Annotated in this window: 15 protein-coding genes; 6 read left to right on the top strand and 9 right to left on the bottom strand. The window is 63.9% G+C overall.

The genetic code is table 11. The annotated features are described in order from the left end of the window. Positions 1-12: 12 nt before the first annotated feature. Positions 13-1,875 carry a DUF885 domain-containing protein gene (locus GRI65_RS14210; protein WP_160757248.1) on the bottom strand — a complete coding sequence of 621 codons (1,863 nt, stop codon included), beginning with the start codon at positions 1,873-1,875 and terminating at the stop codon, positions 13-15. Between the two features lie 160 nt (positions 1,876-2,035). Beyond that, the gene (locus GRI65_RS14205; protein ID WP_160757247.1) at positions 2,036-3,319 is read right to left on the bottom strand and encodes a metal-dependent hydrolase family protein; all 1,284 of its coding nucleotides are present in this window, start codon (positions 3,317-3,319) and stop codon (positions 2,036-2,038) included. A gap of 128 nt (positions 3,320-3,447) precedes the next feature. Between GRI65_RS14205 and GRI65_RS14200 the strand changes: the two genes are divergently transcribed. Next, a complete protein-coding gene (locus GRI65_RS14200) occupies positions 3,448-5,505 on the top strand; it encodes an alpha/beta hydrolase family protein (protein WP_160757246.1) in 2,058 nt (685 codons plus the stop codon). A gap of 51 nt (positions 5,506-5,556) precedes the next feature. Here GRI65_RS14200 and GRI65_RS14195 read toward each other — a convergent pair whose 3' ends face one another. Both GRI65_RS14195 and GRI65_RS14190 read right to left on the bottom strand, forming a co-directional pair. After that, positions 5,557-6,438 (bottom strand): MipA/OmpV family protein, encoded by an 882-nt coding sequence (locus GRI65_RS14195; RefSeq protein ID WP_160757245.1) that lies wholly within the window; start codon positions 6,436-6,438, stop codon positions 5,557-5,559. Between the two features lie 92 nt (positions 6,439-6,530). Beyond that, positions 6,531-7,121, bottom strand: coding sequence for a DUF2585 domain-containing protein (locus tag GRI65_RS14190; protein ID WP_160757244.1), 591 nt, complete (start codon positions 7,119-7,121; stop codon positions 6,531-6,533). 25 nt (positions 7,122-7,146) lie between these two features. On the opposite strand from GRI65_RS14190, the gene crtY reads away from it, so the two are divergent. The 4 genes from crtY to GRI65_RS14170 are packed head-to-tail and all read left to right on the top strand — an operon-like array spanning position 7,147 to position 11,634. Further along, complete coding sequence (crtY, locus tag GRI65_RS14185; RefSeq protein WP_232844193.1) at positions 7,147-8,433, top strand: lycopene beta-cyclase CrtY; 1,287 nt, start codon at positions 7,147-7,149, stop codon at positions 8,431-8,433. After that, positions 8,430-9,995 (top strand): phytoene desaturase, encoded by a 1,566-nt coding sequence (locus tag GRI65_RS14180; protein WP_160757243.1) that lies wholly within the window; start codon positions 8,430-8,432, stop codon positions 9,993-9,995. Before crtY ends, GRI65_RS14180 begins: the two co-directional genes overlap by 4 nt. Next, complete coding sequence (locus GRI65_RS14175; RefSeq protein WP_160757242.1) at positions 9,995-10,576, top strand: TIGR00730 family Rossman fold protein; 582 nt, start codon at positions 9,995-9,997, stop codon at positions 10,574-10,576. The genes GRI65_RS14180 and GRI65_RS14175 overlap by 1 nt, the downstream gene beginning before the upstream one ends. A 38-nt stretch (positions 10,577-10,614) precedes the next feature. Next, positions 10,615-11,634 (top strand): phytoene/squalene synthase family protein, encoded by a 1,020-nt coding sequence (locus GRI65_RS14170; protein ID WP_160757241.1) that lies wholly within the window; start codon positions 10,615-10,617, stop codon positions 11,632-11,634. Here GRI65_RS14170 and GRI65_RS14165 read toward each other — a convergent pair. Next, positions 11,615-12,871, bottom strand: a complete 1,257-nt coding sequence (locus GRI65_RS14165; protein WP_160757240.1) for a multidrug effflux MFS transporter — start codon at positions 12,869-12,871, stop codon at positions 11,615-11,617. The two genes, GRI65_RS14170 and GRI65_RS14165, sit on opposite strands and share 20 nt — an antisense overlap. A gap of 140 nt (positions 12,872-13,011) precedes the next feature. On the opposite strand from GRI65_RS14165, the gene dinB reads away from it, so the two are divergent. Next, on the top strand, positions 13,012-14,184 hold the full coding sequence (gene dinB, locus GRI65_RS14160) for a DNA polymerase IV (RefSeq protein WP_160757239.1): 1,173 nt from the start codon (positions 13,012-13,014) through the stop codon (positions 14,182-14,184). 10 nt (positions 14,185-14,194) lie between these two features. Here the strand turns inward: dinB and GRI65_RS14155 are convergent, their stop codons facing one another. From GRI65_RS14155 to GRI65_RS14140, 4 genes are all read right to left on the bottom strand, one after another. Then, the gene (locus GRI65_RS14155) at positions 14,195-14,557 is read right to left on the bottom strand and encodes an NUDIX domain-containing protein (RefSeq protein ID WP_332872666.1); all 363 of its coding nucleotides are present in this window, start codon (positions 14,555-14,557) and stop codon (positions 14,195-14,197) included. A 95-nt stretch (positions 14,558-14,652) separates the two neighbouring features. Further along, entirely contained in the window at positions 14,653-15,300 is a 648-nt protein-coding gene (locus GRI65_RS14150; RefSeq protein ID WP_160757237.1) for a 6-phosphogluconolactonase, read from the bottom strand. A gap of 111 nt (positions 15,301-15,411) precedes the next feature. Then, entirely contained in the window at positions 15,412-15,873 is a 462-nt protein-coding gene (locus GRI65_RS14145; RefSeq protein ID WP_160757236.1) for a Dps family protein, read from the bottom strand. A 106-nt stretch (positions 15,874-15,979) separates the two neighbouring features. Beyond that, positions 15,980-16,543, bottom strand: a complete 564-nt coding sequence (locus GRI65_RS14140) for a hypothetical protein (protein ID WP_160757235.1) — start codon at positions 16,541-16,543, stop codon at positions 15,980-15,982. Positions 16,544-16,790: the final 247 nt, after the last annotated feature.

The following is a 16,790-nucleotide window of genomic DNA, read 5'->3' as shown; positions in this document are numbered from 1 at the left end:
TTCCCGCGCGGTCTAACGGCTGGCGATCCAGTCGTCGATCTTCTTCTCCAGCACCGGCATCGGGAGCGCACCCGTGCCGAGCACCTGGGCGTGGAATTCCTTGATGTCGAAATCGTTCCCCATCGCGGCCTCGGCCTTCTTGCGCAGGCGCTGGATCGTCAGCGCCCCGACCTTGTACGCCAGCGCCTGCGACGGAATGGCGATGTACCGTTCCACTTCGGCGGTTGCGTCGGTCAGGCCCATCGACGAATTGTCGGTCATGTACTTGATCGCCTGATCGCGGGTCCACCCCTTGGAATGGAGCCCGGTATCGACGACCAGCCGCATGGCGCGCAGCATCTCGTCATCCAGCGTACCCTGCCGCTGGTAGGGGTCTTCGAACAGGCCCATCTCGTAACCCAGCGTTTCGGCATAGAGGGCCCAGCCTTCGACATAGGCGGTGTTCCCGCCGAACCGCATGAACGCCGGCAGCGCTTCGTTTTCCTGCGCGAGGCTGATCTGGAAATGGTGCCCCGGGGCGCCCTCGTGCAGATACAGCGTGGTGATCCCCGGCGTCGTGCGGCTGGGCAGGTCATAGGCGTTGAAGTAGAATATCCCGGGACGCGAACCGTCCGGCGTGCCCGACTGGTACGAACCGCCCGCCTCGAATTTCTCGCGGAATTCCTCGTAAGGCCGGATTTCCAGCTTGGATTCCGGCACCAGCGAGAAGAACTCCGGCACCTTCGCATCGACGATCTTGCCGATGTCGTAATAGGACTGCGTCAACGCTTCGCGGCTGGCCGACTTGAACTGCGGGTCGGTCCGGATGTAATCGAAGAATTCCTTCAGCGTGCCCTTGAAACCGACCTCGTCCTTAACCTCGAGCATCCCCTTCTGGATGCGGTCAACCTCGGACAGGCCGAGATTGTGGAGGTAATCGGCGGTCAGCGGCAGGGTGGTCGTGTTTTCGATCATCTGGGCATAGAGTTTTTCGCCGCCCTTCATCTGGCCGAGGCCGACCGTGGTCCGCGCGGCAGGCAGATATTCATCGCGCAGGAAATCGCGCATCCGCCGGTTCGAAGCATACACTTCGCCCGTGACCTTGCGATATTCCGCCGTCAACCGGGCCTTGTCTGCGGCCGAAAAAGTCTCGGGCATCGTCTTGATCGGAGCCCAGTAGGGCGATTCCTCGATCGGCATCGCCAACTGCGTATCGAGTTGTTCGATCACGTTGCGGATCGTCAGGCTGGTTTCGAGGACGCCCGACTTCATCCCTTCGCGGAACTTGCCGATCGCGCGGTCGCCGATCGCTATGTAGTCTGCGTGGCGGCTCAGATTGTTGTCGTAATCCTCGACGGTCTTGAACGGCGCTGCGCTCTGTCCGCTGGCGAAGGTCGGGTAGAACGTGTGGAAGCCGCTGAAATGGTTCACCGGGCGCACTTCGGTCAGCGCGCGGATTTCGTCGGTATTGCCTTTCAGCGATTGTTCCTGGTTGTACCGGAAAACGTCGTAGGCGATCCGGTCGGTTTCGCTCAGCTTCTCGCGGTCGATCCCCTCCAGCGCGGCGAGGTTGGCGCGGGTGTTGGCGATATCCTGCTGGACATATTCCTCGGTCAGGAAATCACCCATGCGGTCGGCATAACGCATGTCGCCGCGGAACAGCGCGCTGATCGGATTGAGCTTGAGATCGGCTTCGTCGGCCGCAGCAAAGATGGCGAACAGAGCGTCATGCTCGGCGGCCTCGGCGTCGAGGCCGGCCTGGACCTGCTGCGCCGCTGGCGGGATCGCAGCCTGGGCCGCGCGCGCTGCGTCGGCAAGAGTTGGCTCCGCGGTCGTGGCGCAGGCGCCGAGCGAGAGTGCAGCGGTCGACATCAAGGCAAGACGGTAGATTTTCATGGAGTTCCCTTACGAATGCATGACGAATGCAGGCGAGCCGCGGTGCCACTACACCATGCCATCCTGCCAGAACCTGAACTGCTCACAGCGATAGAAGCAGCCCGCGGGCGCATCTGCCGTGGTTCGATGAAACGGGTCAATCGGTCGACCGGCGGCGCGATTATTCGATTACCCGGCCGCGGACCATTACCCAGCCGACATTTTCCAGCACCGTCGCATCTTCCAGCGGGTTGCCTTTGACCGCGATGATGTCGGCGGAATAGCCCGGCGCGATCCGGCCGATTTCCCCGGCCATGTCGAGCGCTTCGGCCGCCACTGTGGTGGCGCTGGCGAGCGCCTGCCGACTGGACATGCCCTGCCCCATCATCAGGCGGAACTCCTGCCCGTTGCGGCCGTGGTCGAACACGCCCGCGTCGGTTCCGAAGGCGATTTTTACGCCGCCGCGCAGCGCCCGGCCCATGAACACTTTCGCAGTTTCGGACACGGCGCGAACCTTGTCTTCCACCACCGGCGTATAGATTCCCTGGCCCAGTCGCTCGCTGATCCCCTGGAACGCCATCAGCGTCGGGATCAGGATCGTCCCGTTTTCCTTCATCGCCTTGATCGCGCCGTCATCCAGGTACGTGCCGTGTTCGATCGTATCGATCCCGGCCTTCGCAGCAGCCTCGATGCCGCGCGCGCCGTGGGCATGGGCCATGACCTTCAGCCCGAGCGAATGGGCGGTGTCGGCGATGCTCTTCATTTCGGCGTCGCTGAAATGCGCTTCCAGCCCGCGCCCCTGCTGGCTGAGCACCCCGCCGGTCGCGGTGATCTTGATGATATCCGCCCCGTTCTGGCTGGCCCGGCGGACTTTCTCCGCGCATTCGACCGCGCCGGTGCAGGTGTATCCGCTGTTCAGGGCAGCGTTCACTTCCGGCCTGAAGCCCGAATAATCGCCGTGGCCGCCGACGATGGACAGCGCCGGCCCCGCTGCAACGATGCGCGGCCCGGCCAGAATACCCTCGGCTGTGCCGCGCCGCAGGCTGTAGGCGGTTTGCTGCGCGCTGCCCGCTTCGCGCACCGTGGTGAACCCGGCCAGCGCGGTCAGCCGGGCGTTCTTGGCGCCGAGCACCACCCCCCATTCGTCCGGTTCGACCGCTTCCTTCCAGAAATCGCCGCCGGGATCGCCGGTCAGGTGGACGTGCAGATCGATCAGTCCAGGCAATACCGTCTGGTCGGGCAGATGGACCATCACGGCGCCTTCGGGAACATCCGTGAAGCCGTCCTCGATGCTGACGATCCGTCCGTCCGTGACGATGATTGTCGCTGGCCCGCTGGCGTCGCCCGATGCGTCGGTAATGACTGACCCGGCATGGATGTACGTCGTCTCCGCATACGCCGCCTGGGCGGTGAAGGCGGCGCCAACGGCGGCAGCACCGGTGAGCAATCGGGTGAGCGTTTTCATGGTCCTGGATCCCCTTTGCGCTGTCATGCCGCGAATGGAGGCTACGGACAAGGGGACCGGTTGCACTGGTAACCACTTTCGCTATGGTTCCTTTGGTAAACACGTTCGTCACAAGAGGAAATTCCCGCATGAACCGCAAGCTTCTGCTCGCTGCCACGCTGCTTGGCTCGGTATCCATTGCCGCCACCGCCGCTGCCCGTCCGATGACCCCAGAAGATGTCGCGAAGCTGGAATCGGTCGGCACGATCAGCGTTTCCCCCGATGGCAGCCGGATCGCCTACACCACGGCCAGCCTGCCCGATGTGACCGAAGGCGAAGACAACGGTTCCACTACCCAGCAGCTGAAAATGGCGTTCGGGCCGGACCAGGCGCGCGAATTCCTGCCCGCCGATATCGAGGTCCGCAGCGTGGACTTCACGCCCGACGGGCGGATGGTCAGTTTCCTGTGGGCCGCGGAAGATGAAAAGCGCAGCGTCTGGGGCATTCCCGTCGATGGCGGCGGCCACCGCAAGCTGGCCGGCGTGGACGGCGCGAACGTGACCTCCTACGCTTTCTCTCCCGATGGCGGCACCGTCTACATGCTGGCCGGTGCCGAGGAAGACAAGCAGCGCGAAACTCAGAGCAAGGCCGGGTTCAACGCGGTCGTCTATGAGGAGGAAGCGCGCTTCAACCGCGTGTTCTCCGCGGCGATCGGCAGCGAAGTGGACGCCGAGCCAAAGGGGATCACCGTCCCGGGATACGTCAGCTCCTTCGAAGTGACGCCGGACGGTTCCAAGGCAATCATCCAGAGCGCGCCGACGCCGTCAGTTGATGACAGCTACACCTCCGCCCGGGTGCAGGTCCTCGACCTCGCCAGCGGCAAAGTCAGCCGCGTCATCGAAACACCCGGGAAGCTGGGCGATGTGGAGATCAGCCCAGGCGGCGATGTGCTGTCGATGATCGCAGCGGTAGACAAGAACGATCCGGCGGCGACCACGCTGTATCTCGCCGATATCGCGACCGGCGCGCTGACCGCGCTCAACAAAGACGCACCCGAAGCGGCAATCGACGCCGAATGGCTGCCAGACGAGCGCCTTGCAGCGATCATCCACAAGGGCGCGCAGAGCGTTCTGCGGTTTTACGGCGATGCGGTGGAGGAAGTCGACACCGGCGGGCTGATCCTGACCGCCATCGAAGCGGGCGGCGGCACCATCGCGGTCGAGGCTCACTCGCCCGCACATCCGCCGGAACTGTTCGTGCTGAATGACGGCGCCTTCAACCGTTGGACGCAGCACAATCCGTGGCTGTCGGAAATCGACATGGGGACGCAGCGCACCTTCACGTATACCGCCCGCGACGGACGGCAAATCGAGGGCGTGCTGATCGAACCGGTCGGCGGTGTTCCCGCTGGCGGCGCGCCCACCATCCTCAACGTTCATGGCGGTCCGGAAGCCCACGAATCCAACGGCTGGCAGACCGCCTACAGCAAGCCGGGCCAGGTGGCCGCGGGCAAGGGTTACGCGGTGTTCCTGCCCAATTATCGCGGCTCGACCGCCTACGGCACGGCGTTTGCGAAAGAACACCAGGGCGACTACGCGGGCAAGGAATTCGACGATCTGGTCGACGGCAAGCGCGCCTTGGCGGCGGAGGGGATCACCGATCCGCTGCGCACCGGGATCACCGGCGGTTCCTATGGCGGGTTCGCCAGCGCCTGGGGCGCGACGCGCTATTCGGAGGAATATGCCGCGAGCGTCATGTTCGTCGGGATTTCCAACAATATCAGCAAATTCGGCACCACCGACATCCCCAACGAGATGTATCTGGTGCACGAACTCAAATGGCCATGGGAAGAATGGGAGCGCCTGCTCCAGCGCAGCCCGATCTATTACGCCGGACAGGCCGAAACCCCGCTGCTGATCATGCACGGGGCGGAAGATACCCGCGTTTCCCCGACGCAGAGCTACGAGCTGTACCGCAATATCAAGGTGCGCAAGCCCGACACGCCGGTGCGGCTGGTGCTGTATCCCGGCGAAGGGCACGGCAACCAGAAGGCTGCGGCGCGCTACGATTACAATTTGCGGATGATGCGCTGGTTCGACACTTACCTGATGACCGGTGACCGCGACGCGGAAATGCCCGGACCGCGCCCGCAACTCGCCGAAGGTGCAAAGGGGGCCAAGGCCGCCATGGTGGACGACGCCGAGTAATCGGTCACGCCGGTAAATCCCCTCCGGGCACCGCGCCCGGAGGGATCCAGCTTAAAACGTGTAACCAATCCCGACCGCGCCGAAGAACTGGTCCGCGCTGCCGCGCTCGCTGGTGTAGGGCGTGTTCTTCGCATCACCGAGCAGCCGCGAATAGCCGCCGATCAGCACCGCTGAAATCCCGCCGTTCTGCAGATTCCCGTCGAGATCGATAGCCAGCAGCAGGTTGGTGCCGACCGAATTGAATCCGGCATCCGCCTGATACTGGTCCAGTCCGGACGCCGCGCTCTGCGCTGCATCCACGGTGTAGTAATAGGAATTGAAATCGTCGTCGGCATATTCCGCGCTGACCGACAGCGCCGCCGCCATGCCGCGGTTGAGCGGGGTGAAATACGACACGCCCGGTTCGAGCACCATGCCGCCATGAGCGCCGGCCACGTCCCACCGCGCATCGACGCCGAAGCTGAGACTGTCGTACGGATTGAGCAGCGCCGGTTTGCTGATCCCGGCCGAGACACCCACTTCCCACGCACGGTCGAGTTCACCGGCCAGTTCGACAACCTCGTCCTCGATCCGGCTGGCGCGGTCGCTGCGCATCCGAAATGAAGGTCCGAAACTGAAGTTTACCGGACTGCCGGGCGCGTCGTCGATCACATCGAGCGCGAGGCCGGCCGGGCGCGGCGAAATGCCGATACCCGCGACCTTGCCCTGCACGATCGGCGCGGGAAATAGCACGTAATCGTCGGAGCCCGAATAACTCGGACCCAGTCCGGCACCGACACCGAGGCTGATCCAGTTGTCGTCGTAAACCGTTTCCTCGGGAGCCTCTGGCGGGCCGACCGGCGGAGGCGAATCCTGCGCCGCAGCACCCGAAGCGGCGGCGGCAAGGCAGATGGCTGCGCTGGCGAGCGCAGCAGACGTGAAACGGCGATGCATAAAGGTTTTCCTTGAGCTGTTGGCCCCTTAACGCGGCGCGGCGACCGATGTTCCGGTGGCCGATGTTCCGAAGGGCGGCGCCAGCGCCGGAACTAACCCATGCCCTGCCACTGCTTGATCGCGTCGAGCGGCCACACCAGCATCAGGACGTTCAGCGTCAGATTGTCCCGGATCATCCATGCAGTGAAAATCTCGAAGAACACCGCGATGCCCGCGCTCACCTTCCACGGCACCCGCGCCGCAAACACGAACCCGATGATCATCCAGCCGATATCCGCCAGAGAGTTGATCATGCTGTCCCCGACATAGCCCCAACTGATGGTGACCTCACGGTAGCGGTTGATGATGAAGGGGGTGTTCTCGAAAATCTCCCATGCCGCCTCGATCACCACCGCGATCGGCAGTGCCCAGCGCTCGGGCTTTCCACCGAATATCCCCCACTTTGTCCACAGCAGCCATGCGAAGAAATAGAAGATCAGGCCGTGGATGAAATGGCTTGGAGAATACCAGTCGCTGAGGTGCTGGCTGTTCTCCGACGATTGCACCACCCCGTGCCACAGTTTCACCGTGCCGCAGGCGCAGATCGGCGGACGGTCCATCGCCAGCAGGATAGCGGCAACCGCCAGCATCAGCAGGACGGTAGCAACGATGGCCGCGCGGTGCGGCAGGAGGCGGTGGGTCATTCGCCCTTTTGGCACGGCTTTTTCGATGCGCAAGTTGATTGCTACCCGTCCCAATGGCGCTTACTGCGTATCGCCAATGGTCGCGCGCACGAAACCCTCTCCGGCAGACACACGAACAGAGATCGCGATTGTCGGCGGCGGTCTGGCAGGCGGTCTGATTGCGCTCGCGCTGCGGCGACTTCGTCCGGAAATTCCGGTCATGCTGATCGAACAGGGCGAGGTGCTTGGCGGCAACCACCGGTGGAGCTGGTTTGCGAGCGATCTGGCAGCGCCAGAAAGCGCGGCGCTAATGGCCGGTTTCCGCACCGCCGAATGGCAAGGGTACGAGGTCCGCTTCCCCGCCTACGCGCGGCAACTTGGATCTCAGTACCGCTCGCTCGCATCTTCCGATTTCGACGCCAGCCTGCGGCGTGAACTGTCGCAGGCCACCATCCATACCGGCCGCGGGGTGACCGCGCTGGATGCCCAGGGTGTCACGCTTGACGGCGGAGAGAGGATTTCCGCCCGGATGGTGATCGATTGCCGCGGCGCGGTTACATCGGAGCATTTTCGCGGCGGCTGGCAAGTGTTCATGGGCCGCCACATCCGCACCCGCCAGCCGCACGGAGTCGCCCGCCCGACGATCATGGACGCAGCGGTGCGGCAGCATGGTGCTTTCCGCTTCGTCTACACCCTGCCGCTGGGCGCGAACGACCTGTTCATCGAAGACACCTATTACGCCGACGATCCGGTGCTGGACCGCGGAGCACTGTCTACCCGGATCGACGCCTACACACAGGAACAAGGCTGGGGCGCGGCTGGCAGCGACGATTTCGAGATCGTCGGCCACGAGGCGGGAGTCCTGCCGGTGATAACCGGCGGATCGTTCGCCGATTACCAGGCCGATCAACGCGTGGACGGCGTGGTGATGGCCGGCGCACGCGGCGGCTTCGTGCATCCGCTGACCAGCTATACCCTCCCCTTCGCAGTGGAGACCGCGCTGGCGATCGCTGCCGATGCGGACCTCCCGGGCGCGCAGATGGCCGCCCTGATCGAACAACGGGCACGGCGCCATTGGTCGCGGACCCGCTATTACCGGATGCTCGGTTCGATGCTGTTCGGTGCGGCAGAGCCGGACCTGCGCTACCGCATATTCGAACATTTCTACCGCCTGGACGAAGATCTGGTCGAACGGTTTTATGCCGCCCGGTCCACTCTTCCGGACAAGGCCCGCATCCTTATCGGCAAGCCGCCCGTACCTGTCAGCAAGGCCATCCAGGCCTTGATCACGCCGGGCCGTCCGCTTGCTGCCCCCCAGGAGACACGAACATGACTTCGCCTTCCATCACTACGCTGGCGCCCGCCCCGGCAGCGGCGGCGAAGCCCGCCGCAATCGTGCCGACCGGCAAGACCGCCTGCGTGGTCGGGTCGGGCTTTGGCGGGTTGGCGCTGGCGATGCGCCTGCAATCCGCCGGGATCGCGACGACCGTGATCGAAGGCCGGGACAAGCCGGGCGGCCGCGCCTATTTCTGGGAGAAGGACGGTTTTACCTTCGACGGCGGGCCGACCGTCGTCACCGATCCGCCATGCCTCAAGCAATTGTGGGAACTCAGCGGCCACGACATGGCCGACGACGTCGAACTGATGCCGGTGATGCCGTTCTACCGGCTCAACTGGCCCGACGGGGTCAATTTCGATTACTCCAACGACGAAGCGGGCCTGATGGCGGAAATCGACCGCGTCGCGCCGGGCGATGCTGCCGGGTACCGCGAATTCCTGACCTATTCCGCCGGGGTGCATGACGAAGGCTATGTGAAGCTGGGCACCGTGCCGTTCCTCGATTTCAAATCGATGATCAAGGCGGCGCCGGCGCTGGCGAAGTACCAGGCGTGGCGCAGCGTCTATTCGATCGTGTCGAAATACATCAAGTCGGAGAAACTGCGCGAGGCGCTGAGTTTCCACACGCTGCTGGTCGGCGGCAACCCGATGAAGACCAGCGCGGTTTACGCCCTCATTCACAAGCTGGAAAAAGACGGCGGCGTATGGTGGACGCGGGGCGGGACCAACCGCCTGATTGCGGGCATGATCCGCCATTTCGAGCGGCTTGGCGGACGGATGATCGTCGGCGATCCGGTGGTCCAGGTGCACACCGTCGGCAACCGGGTGACCGAAGTCGAAACGAAGAGCGGGTTCCGCGAACGGTTCGACGCGGTGGCCAGCAACGCCGACATCATGCATTCCTACCGCGACCTGCTGTCCGGTTCGAAGCGCGGCAAGGATTACTCGAAGAAGCTGGCGCGCAAGACCTACAGCCCCGGGTTGTTCGTGGTCCATTTCGGGCTGGAGGGAACGTGGCCCGGTATTCCGCACCACATGATCCTGTTCGGCCCGCGCTATAAGGGGCTGCTCGACGATATCTACGACAAGGGCGTGCTGCCGCAGGATTTCAGCATCTACCTGCACCACCCCACGGTTACCGACCCCAGCATGGCGCCCCCGGGCAAGAGCACGTTCTACGCGCTGGTTCCCGTCGCCCACATGGGCAAGCTGACGGTCGACTGGGACGAAATCGGCCCGATCCTCGAAAAGCGCATCCTCGACGAGGTCGGGCGGCGGCTGATCCCCGATATCCACGACCGGATCGTGACCAAGTTCCATTACGCGCCCGCGGATTTCAGCACCGACCTCAACGCGCATCTCGGCAGCGCCTTCAGCCTGGAACCGGTGCTGACCCAGAGTGCATGGTTCCGCGGCCACAACCGCGACGACCTGATCCCCAATTTTTACCTCACCGGCGCTGGCACTCATCCGGGCGCGGGTATACCGGGCGTGGTCGGCAGCGCGAAAGCGACCGCCGGATTGATGATCGCGGATTTGGCAGGCACGGGAACCTGATGAAAAGACTGGCTATCTACTGCGGCTCCGCCTCCCCGGCCGACCCGCGCTACATCGAACTCGCCCGCAGCGTGGGCGAAGCGTTGGCCCAGCGCGGTATCGGGGTAGTTTACGGCGGCGGACGGCTGGGGCTGATGGGCGCGGTCGCGTCCGGCGCGCTCGGCGCAGGCGGCGAGGTCATCGGGGTCATACCCGAAGCGCTGGCGGGCAGCGAAGTCGCCAACACCGACTGCACCGAACTGCGGATCGTCGGCGGCATGCACGAACGCAAGGCGGCCTTCACCGACTTGTCGGATGGGTTCATCAACCTGCCCGGCGGTGTCGGCACGATGGACGAAATGTGGGAAGCGGTTAGCTGGGCGCAGCTCGGCTACCACAGCAACCCGGTCGGGCTGCTCAACGCCTACGGCTTCTACGACCACCTGATCGCCTTCAACCGGCACATGGCGGAAGTCGGCTTCGTCCGTCCGGCGCACCAGGGCATCCTGATCGCCGAGGAAACGCTCGACAAATTGCTGGACCGGATGGCAGATTACACCCCGCACACCCCGATTTTCCAGATGAAGGCCAGCGACCTCTGACCGAACGCAACCATCCCGGGACGACGAATTCCAAGCGCATGCTCGCGCCGTCGCGGATCATGCGGACCACCCCCGAACAAACGGGCGGCGGGCGGCACCGTGCCTCGCTGGTGGCCAAGGCGCGCGAAGCGATCGAAGAAGGCTCCAGGAGCTTCGCCGCCGCGTCGCGCCTGTTCGACCGGACCACCCGCGAACGGGTCTGGCTGCTCTATGCATGGTGCCGCCGCTGTGACGATATCGCCGACGCGCAGGACAAGGGCGGCGCGCTGGGCGACCAGAGTGACGCGGCCAAGCGCCTGCGGTCAATCAAGCTGCTCACCAACCGCGCGTTCGACCGGATGCCGACTGCCGACGTGGCGTTCGACGCGTTTGGTCAGGTCGCCATCGAAACCGGGATCACGCATGAAATGGCGGAGGACGTCATCGCCGGCTTCGCGCTCGACGCGGAGGATTGGCGGCCCCGCACCGAGAAGGATATGATGCAATATTGCTACCACGTCGCGGGCGCGGTTGGGGTGATGATGGGCGTGGTGATGGGCGTGGCGAAGACTGACGAGGAAATGCTCGACCGGGCGTGCGACCTCGGGCTCGCGTTCCAGCTCAACAACATCGCCCGCGATATCGAGGAAGACGACGCCGCAGGGCGCTGTTACCTGCCGCTCGAATGGCTGTCGGAAGCCGATATTCCGCCGGGCCAGCACATGAAACCGATGTTCCGCGCCGAGCTGGTCGCGTTGGTCGCGCGGATGCTGGACATAGCCGAAACCCACGAAGCGGCATCGCGGCTGGGCGCCAGGAACCTCCCCTTCCGCAGCCGCTGGGCAGTGCTGAGCGCGGCGCGGATCTACGGCGCGATTGGCCGCAAGGTGCGCAAATCCGGCACCGCGGCATGGGACCACCGGATCTATATTTCCGGCCCGGCCAAGGCGCGCCACGTCGCCGCCGCCTATTTCGAGGCGCTGCTGAACCGTCCCAAAGCGCCCACTGAAATGCCGCGCTGGTCACGGCGGGACTTTGCCCGGCCGGCGGTTGCCGCGCTCACTCCACTGGAAGAATAATCGGCTTCGTCCCGGGCGGATTTACGCGGCGGAACAGCTTGCCCCTCTCGCTCCACAGCACCAGCGCAAGGGCGAGGATCCCGCACACCAGCAGCGCCATCGCGATCGGCCGCGCGGTCCCATCGAACGCCTGCCCGATGGCCCCGCCCAGCAGAGCACCGGTTACCATCCGCAGGAAGGTCTGGCCGGAGGACGCGGCGCCCGCGATATGCACGAACGGCTGCAGCGCGATCGAACCGAAATTCGCCCCGATAAAGCCGAGCAGCGCCAAGTTGATCGCCATCAGCGGAACGAATTGCCATAACGTCTGGTCGGGCTGGCTGGCGGACCAGACCTGCACCGCGCTGACCACGATGATGCCGAGCAGCGCTGTATGGCTGACCCGCCGCGCGCCGAACCGTTCGACAATGCGGGAATTGGTGAAGTTGGCGATCACCAGCCCGATCACCATCGAACCGAACACCAGCGCGAAATCCTCGCCCGCTCCGAATGTCTCGCCGATCAATTGCTGCGATGAATTGAGGAACCCGAACAGCGCACCGAACACCAACGCACTGCCGAGGACATAGCCGATCGCGCTTCGGTCGCTGACGCCGCGGACCATGTTGATCGCGATGGTACGTATCTCGAGGGTTTGCCGGTTCTCCGCCGTCAAGGATTCGGGCAGCCGCCACCACACCCAGATGCCGACCAGCGCGCAGGCGACCGCCATCGCATCGAAGATCACTCGCCAGCCGGCGAACACAAGGATCGCCTGACCGACCGCTGGAGCGAGCAGCGGGACAACCATGAAGGTCATCATGATCAGCGACATCAGCTTGGCCATGCGGTCCCCGCCCACACGGTCGCGCACGATGGTGGCGGGCAGGACGGATAGCCCGGCGCTGCCGAACCCCTGGATCGAGCGCATCACGACCAGCGTGTCGAAATCGGTCACCATCGAGCACGCGATCGACATCAGGAAATAGAACACGATACCGAAAAACAGCACCGGGCGCCGCCCGAACCGGTCGGCAAAGGCTCCCGGGATCAGCGCGCCGAGGCCCGATCCAAGCAAATAGGCGGCAATGATCAGCTGGCGGTCATTCCCCGAAGCGCCGAGGTCTGCCGCCATCGCGCCGAGCGCCGGCAGCATCGCGTCGATCCCGAACGCCTGAAGGCTCATCAACGAGGCCATCATCGCGATCAGTTCGCGTTCGCCCAATGCCGGACGGGTTGGTGATCTGCTGATACTCATGAAATTCCTGTGGGCACGCTAGCCGCATTGGGCGCAATCCGCCAACCAGTCTCGATTTGAAACTGCCTTATTCTCGAAAGATGACGACTTGGCGATGTTTTTGTTCCGGTCAACCACCGCCGCGGCTATCTTTCTGTCCGATGGACCACGAAAATCCTCAGAGCGATGCCGCTGAACCGGCGAATGACGGCCACAGCCTGGAGGAGGAATCGAGCGGCCTGCGCAAGATCATCCACGTGGACATGGACGCGTTCTTCGCCAGCGTGGAGCAGCGCGACAACCCCGAACTGCGCGGCAAACCGGTCGCGGTCGGCGGCGCGGGCGGGCGCGGCGTGGTTGCCGCCGCCAGCTACGAAGCGCGCAAATTCGGGGTCCGGTCGGCCATGCCCTCGGTCACCGCCAAACGGCTGTGCCCGGACCTGATCTTTTGCAAGAGCCATTTCGAAACTTACCGCGAGGTGTCCCAGCAGATCCGGGCAATATTCCGCCATTTCACCCCGCATGTAGAGCCGTTGAGCCTGGACGAGGCGTATCTCGACGTGTCCGACGACCTGCGCGGCATCGGCTCCGCCACCCGGATTGCCCAGTTGATCCGCAAACGTATTCAGGAAGAGACGCAGCTGACCGCCAGCGCGGGCGTCAGTTACAACAAGTTTCTCGCCAAACTCGCCAGTGACCAGAACAAGCCCGACGGCCTGTGCGTCATCCGGCCGGGTGAAGGCGCGGCGTTCGTCGCGGCCCTGCCGGTGCGCCGGTTTCACGGCATTGGTCCGAAAGGCGCGGAGAAGATGGCCCGCCTCGGTATCGAAACCGGTGCCGACCTTGCCGCGAAGGACATCAAATTCCTGCGCAGCAATTTTGGCAGCTTCGCCGATTACCTGTTCCGCGCAGCGCGGGGCATCGACCTGCGCCCGGTGCGCGCCAACCGCATTCGCAAGTCGGTTGGCGGGGAACGAACCTTCAACGAAGACATCTCGTCCGGCGCGGCTCTGCGCGACACGCTGGAACGCATCGTCGATATCGTCTGGGAGCGGATCGAAAACGCCAAGGCGGAGGGCCGCACAATCACCTTGAAAATGAAATTCAACGATTTCACGCAAGTAACCCGCGCCCGGTCCCTTCCCCGCAATGTGACGGACAAGGACGAGTTCCGGTCGATCGGCCGCGCGCTGCTGGAAGAAATGCTGCCCCTGCCGATGCCAATTCGCCTGATGGGCCTGACGCTATCGAACCTGGCTGGGTCAAACACCGACGGCAGCGGGGAAAAGGCCGCAGGGCCCGGGCGCGATGTCGCCCAGCTGTCGCTGCTGTAACCGCCCCCGGCTACTGCGAATTGCCGCGCCACAATTCGAGCCGCCGCCGGGTCATCTGGCTCAGCGGTTCGGGCAGCGAATGGAGCGGGAAGAACCGCGCGTCCATGATTTCGCGGTGATCGGGCGCCGGGTTGCCCTGCACCTTGGCGGCAAAAACATGGATCGAATGATGCGAGCCGTGAACGCGTTCCTGCTGGATCCCGACCAACTCGAGCGCGCCGGCCTCGCAGCCGGTTTCTTCACGGAATTCGCGCCGCGCAGCAGCCTCGGGCGCTTCCCCGCGATTTATCCCGCCCCCTGCCAGCGACCACGAGCCGGAACCGTAGGACAGCCGGACCAGCAGCAGCCGGTCCTCCAGGTCCGTCGCGATCACGGAAACGCTTGAAATTTTAGGCTGCCGGAGCCGCCACCAGTGTTTGCGCACCGCATGGGCCATTCGGTACGCCAGCCGGTGCAGCGGCGCAGGGATCAGGTGAAGCACGTCACCTCCAGGCCGGGGATTTGCGCCGCCGCACCAAGCAGGCGGGCAATTGGCAGGTCATGGGCCCCGGCCACCGCGGCATCGAAAACGGCTCGCTTGTCCTGCCCCCGGATCACGAACATCAGCGCGTCGGTGCGCAGCAGTGCGGGAATGGTCAGCGTCACGCGGTCGAACGGTGCTTCGGGCGGCAAGGGATCCGGTGTCAGGCGGCGGATCGGCTGCGGATCGTCAACGCGCGGATCGGTGTTTGGAAACAGCGACGCAATATGGCCGTCCGCGCCCATGCCCAGCCATGCGAATGCGAAATGCGGAACGCTGACAGTGCTCGCCTCGGCTTGCTCGATGATCGAGACGACTTTCGCCCCGACCGGTTCGAGCAGCGCACGGATGCGGCCGGTGTTGCTGGCTTCGTCGCTTTCCGGAACGATTCGGTCGTCGCCCGGCCAAACCTCGATGCGCGGCCAATCGAGCGAACTTTCCGTCAGTTGCTGGAGGATGGGGAACGGCGTCGAGCCGCCCGGTACGGTGATGGCAATTGTGCCATCCGCCGCGGTCAGGGCCGCGCCAAGACGGCGCTCGATCCAGGCGGCGATGGCGGCGTCATCGGCGTTTTCTCGGAGTGTCGGTTGGTTCATCGGGCACCCATACCAAATAGGCCGCCCGCGGCTAGTGACCTTGCGGCCAGGCGGACGGCCCATTCGGCGTCATCGTCAATCATGGAAAGGCCCACGCCTTATTTGTGGGCCCTATTTCAGGGTCTGCGCGAGGAACCATACGCGCTCCTCCGCCATGTCGGTCCAGTCGTCCAACAGCCCGTCGGTGGCGTTGTCGCCTGCCTGCTCGGCCAGTGGCTTCATGCCCTTGAGGCGCTTGACCAGCTTTACGTTGTCATCATGCAGTTCCTTGACCATCTTTTCTGCGCTCAGCGATGTGTCGTCCTGGTCCTTGATCTGGGTGTTCTTGGCCACCGAACCGATCGAGGTCAGCGTATTCTCGCCCAGCTTGCGGACGCGTTCGCCCACGGCGTCGATCTGGTCGCGGATTTCGATCGCCTGTTCGTCGAACATCAAATGAAGGTCCCGGAAACGCGGACCGGCGACGTGCCAATGGAAGTTCTTGGTCTTGAAATACAATGCCAAGTGGTCGGCAAGTAAACCGTTGAGTTCACTGACAAGTGCAGATTTCGAATTGTCGCCTTCTTTGGCCATGAATAGTTCCCCTTTTAGAAGTGATGTGATGAGATTACGCCCATTAACGGGCGGACCGTAGCAAAGTTTCCAGTAATCTCCTCATCACCATGATCGGATAGAGCGATCAGCCGATCAGGCCGCGTGCGGATAATCCGATCACCAGCCCGGCCAGCAGCACTATCGCTGCCAGCGTCAGTCGTACCTTACGCAAATGAAGTGACCGTTCGAGGTCCGCCTTGGCCAGCCAACCGATGGTGACCGCCGCCCCGCCCGCCAGCGCGCCGCCAGCCCCCGCCAGCACCGGTGCGCCAGTGGCCGCGGCAATCGCGAACACCAGAAACCGTCCTGCGTCTCCCAGTTGACGCGAAAACAGCACCAGCGCGATGGCACCGAGCGAACGCGTCGGTTCCTGCAGTGCCGCTGTGCGGTTGGGCCATGCCAGTTCCACCGCGGCGAGCACCAGCGCAATCGCCACCAGCATCGTCTTGCCTTCGGGCGGCAGGATCTGCGCCGCCGCCTGCCCCGCCCAAGCCATCACGCCGGCCGAAACTGCCGCCACCAGCCATCCCGTAGCGAGCAGCCCGTAGGCACGCCCCAACCGTTCTGAAAGTTGCGCCACCAGCAACTGGTCGCGGCTCCCTATGGAACTCAGCAACGCAGCGACAAAGGCGAGGAAAAAGGACGGCATCGACAACCCCTAACCCCAATCACTCGCGCGTTCAAAGTTCCTTCGGGATCGAGCTAGAAAAAGACATGGTCCTGACGGCCTTCTCGTTCGCCTGAACGGCCCGCATTTGCATCAAAGCCGCCGGCATGCTTCCCTGCTTCCCCGCAAAACCATCTCCCAGCGGTATATGTTACAATCACTTACGGCTGATTTGGTTGATGTGCCGGTGTTTCGAAAACTTTTTCCGTCTGCCGGTTGACCTGAATTG

The organism is Allopontixanthobacter sediminis (assembly GCF_009828115.1).
Classification (GTDB): domain Bacteria; phylum Pseudomonadota; class Alphaproteobacteria; order Sphingomonadales; family Sphingomonadaceae; genus Allopontixanthobacter; species Allopontixanthobacter sediminis.
The sequence above is the reverse complement of the archived record's forward strand: the minus strand, read 5'-3'. Positions and strand labels throughout refer to the sequence as shown.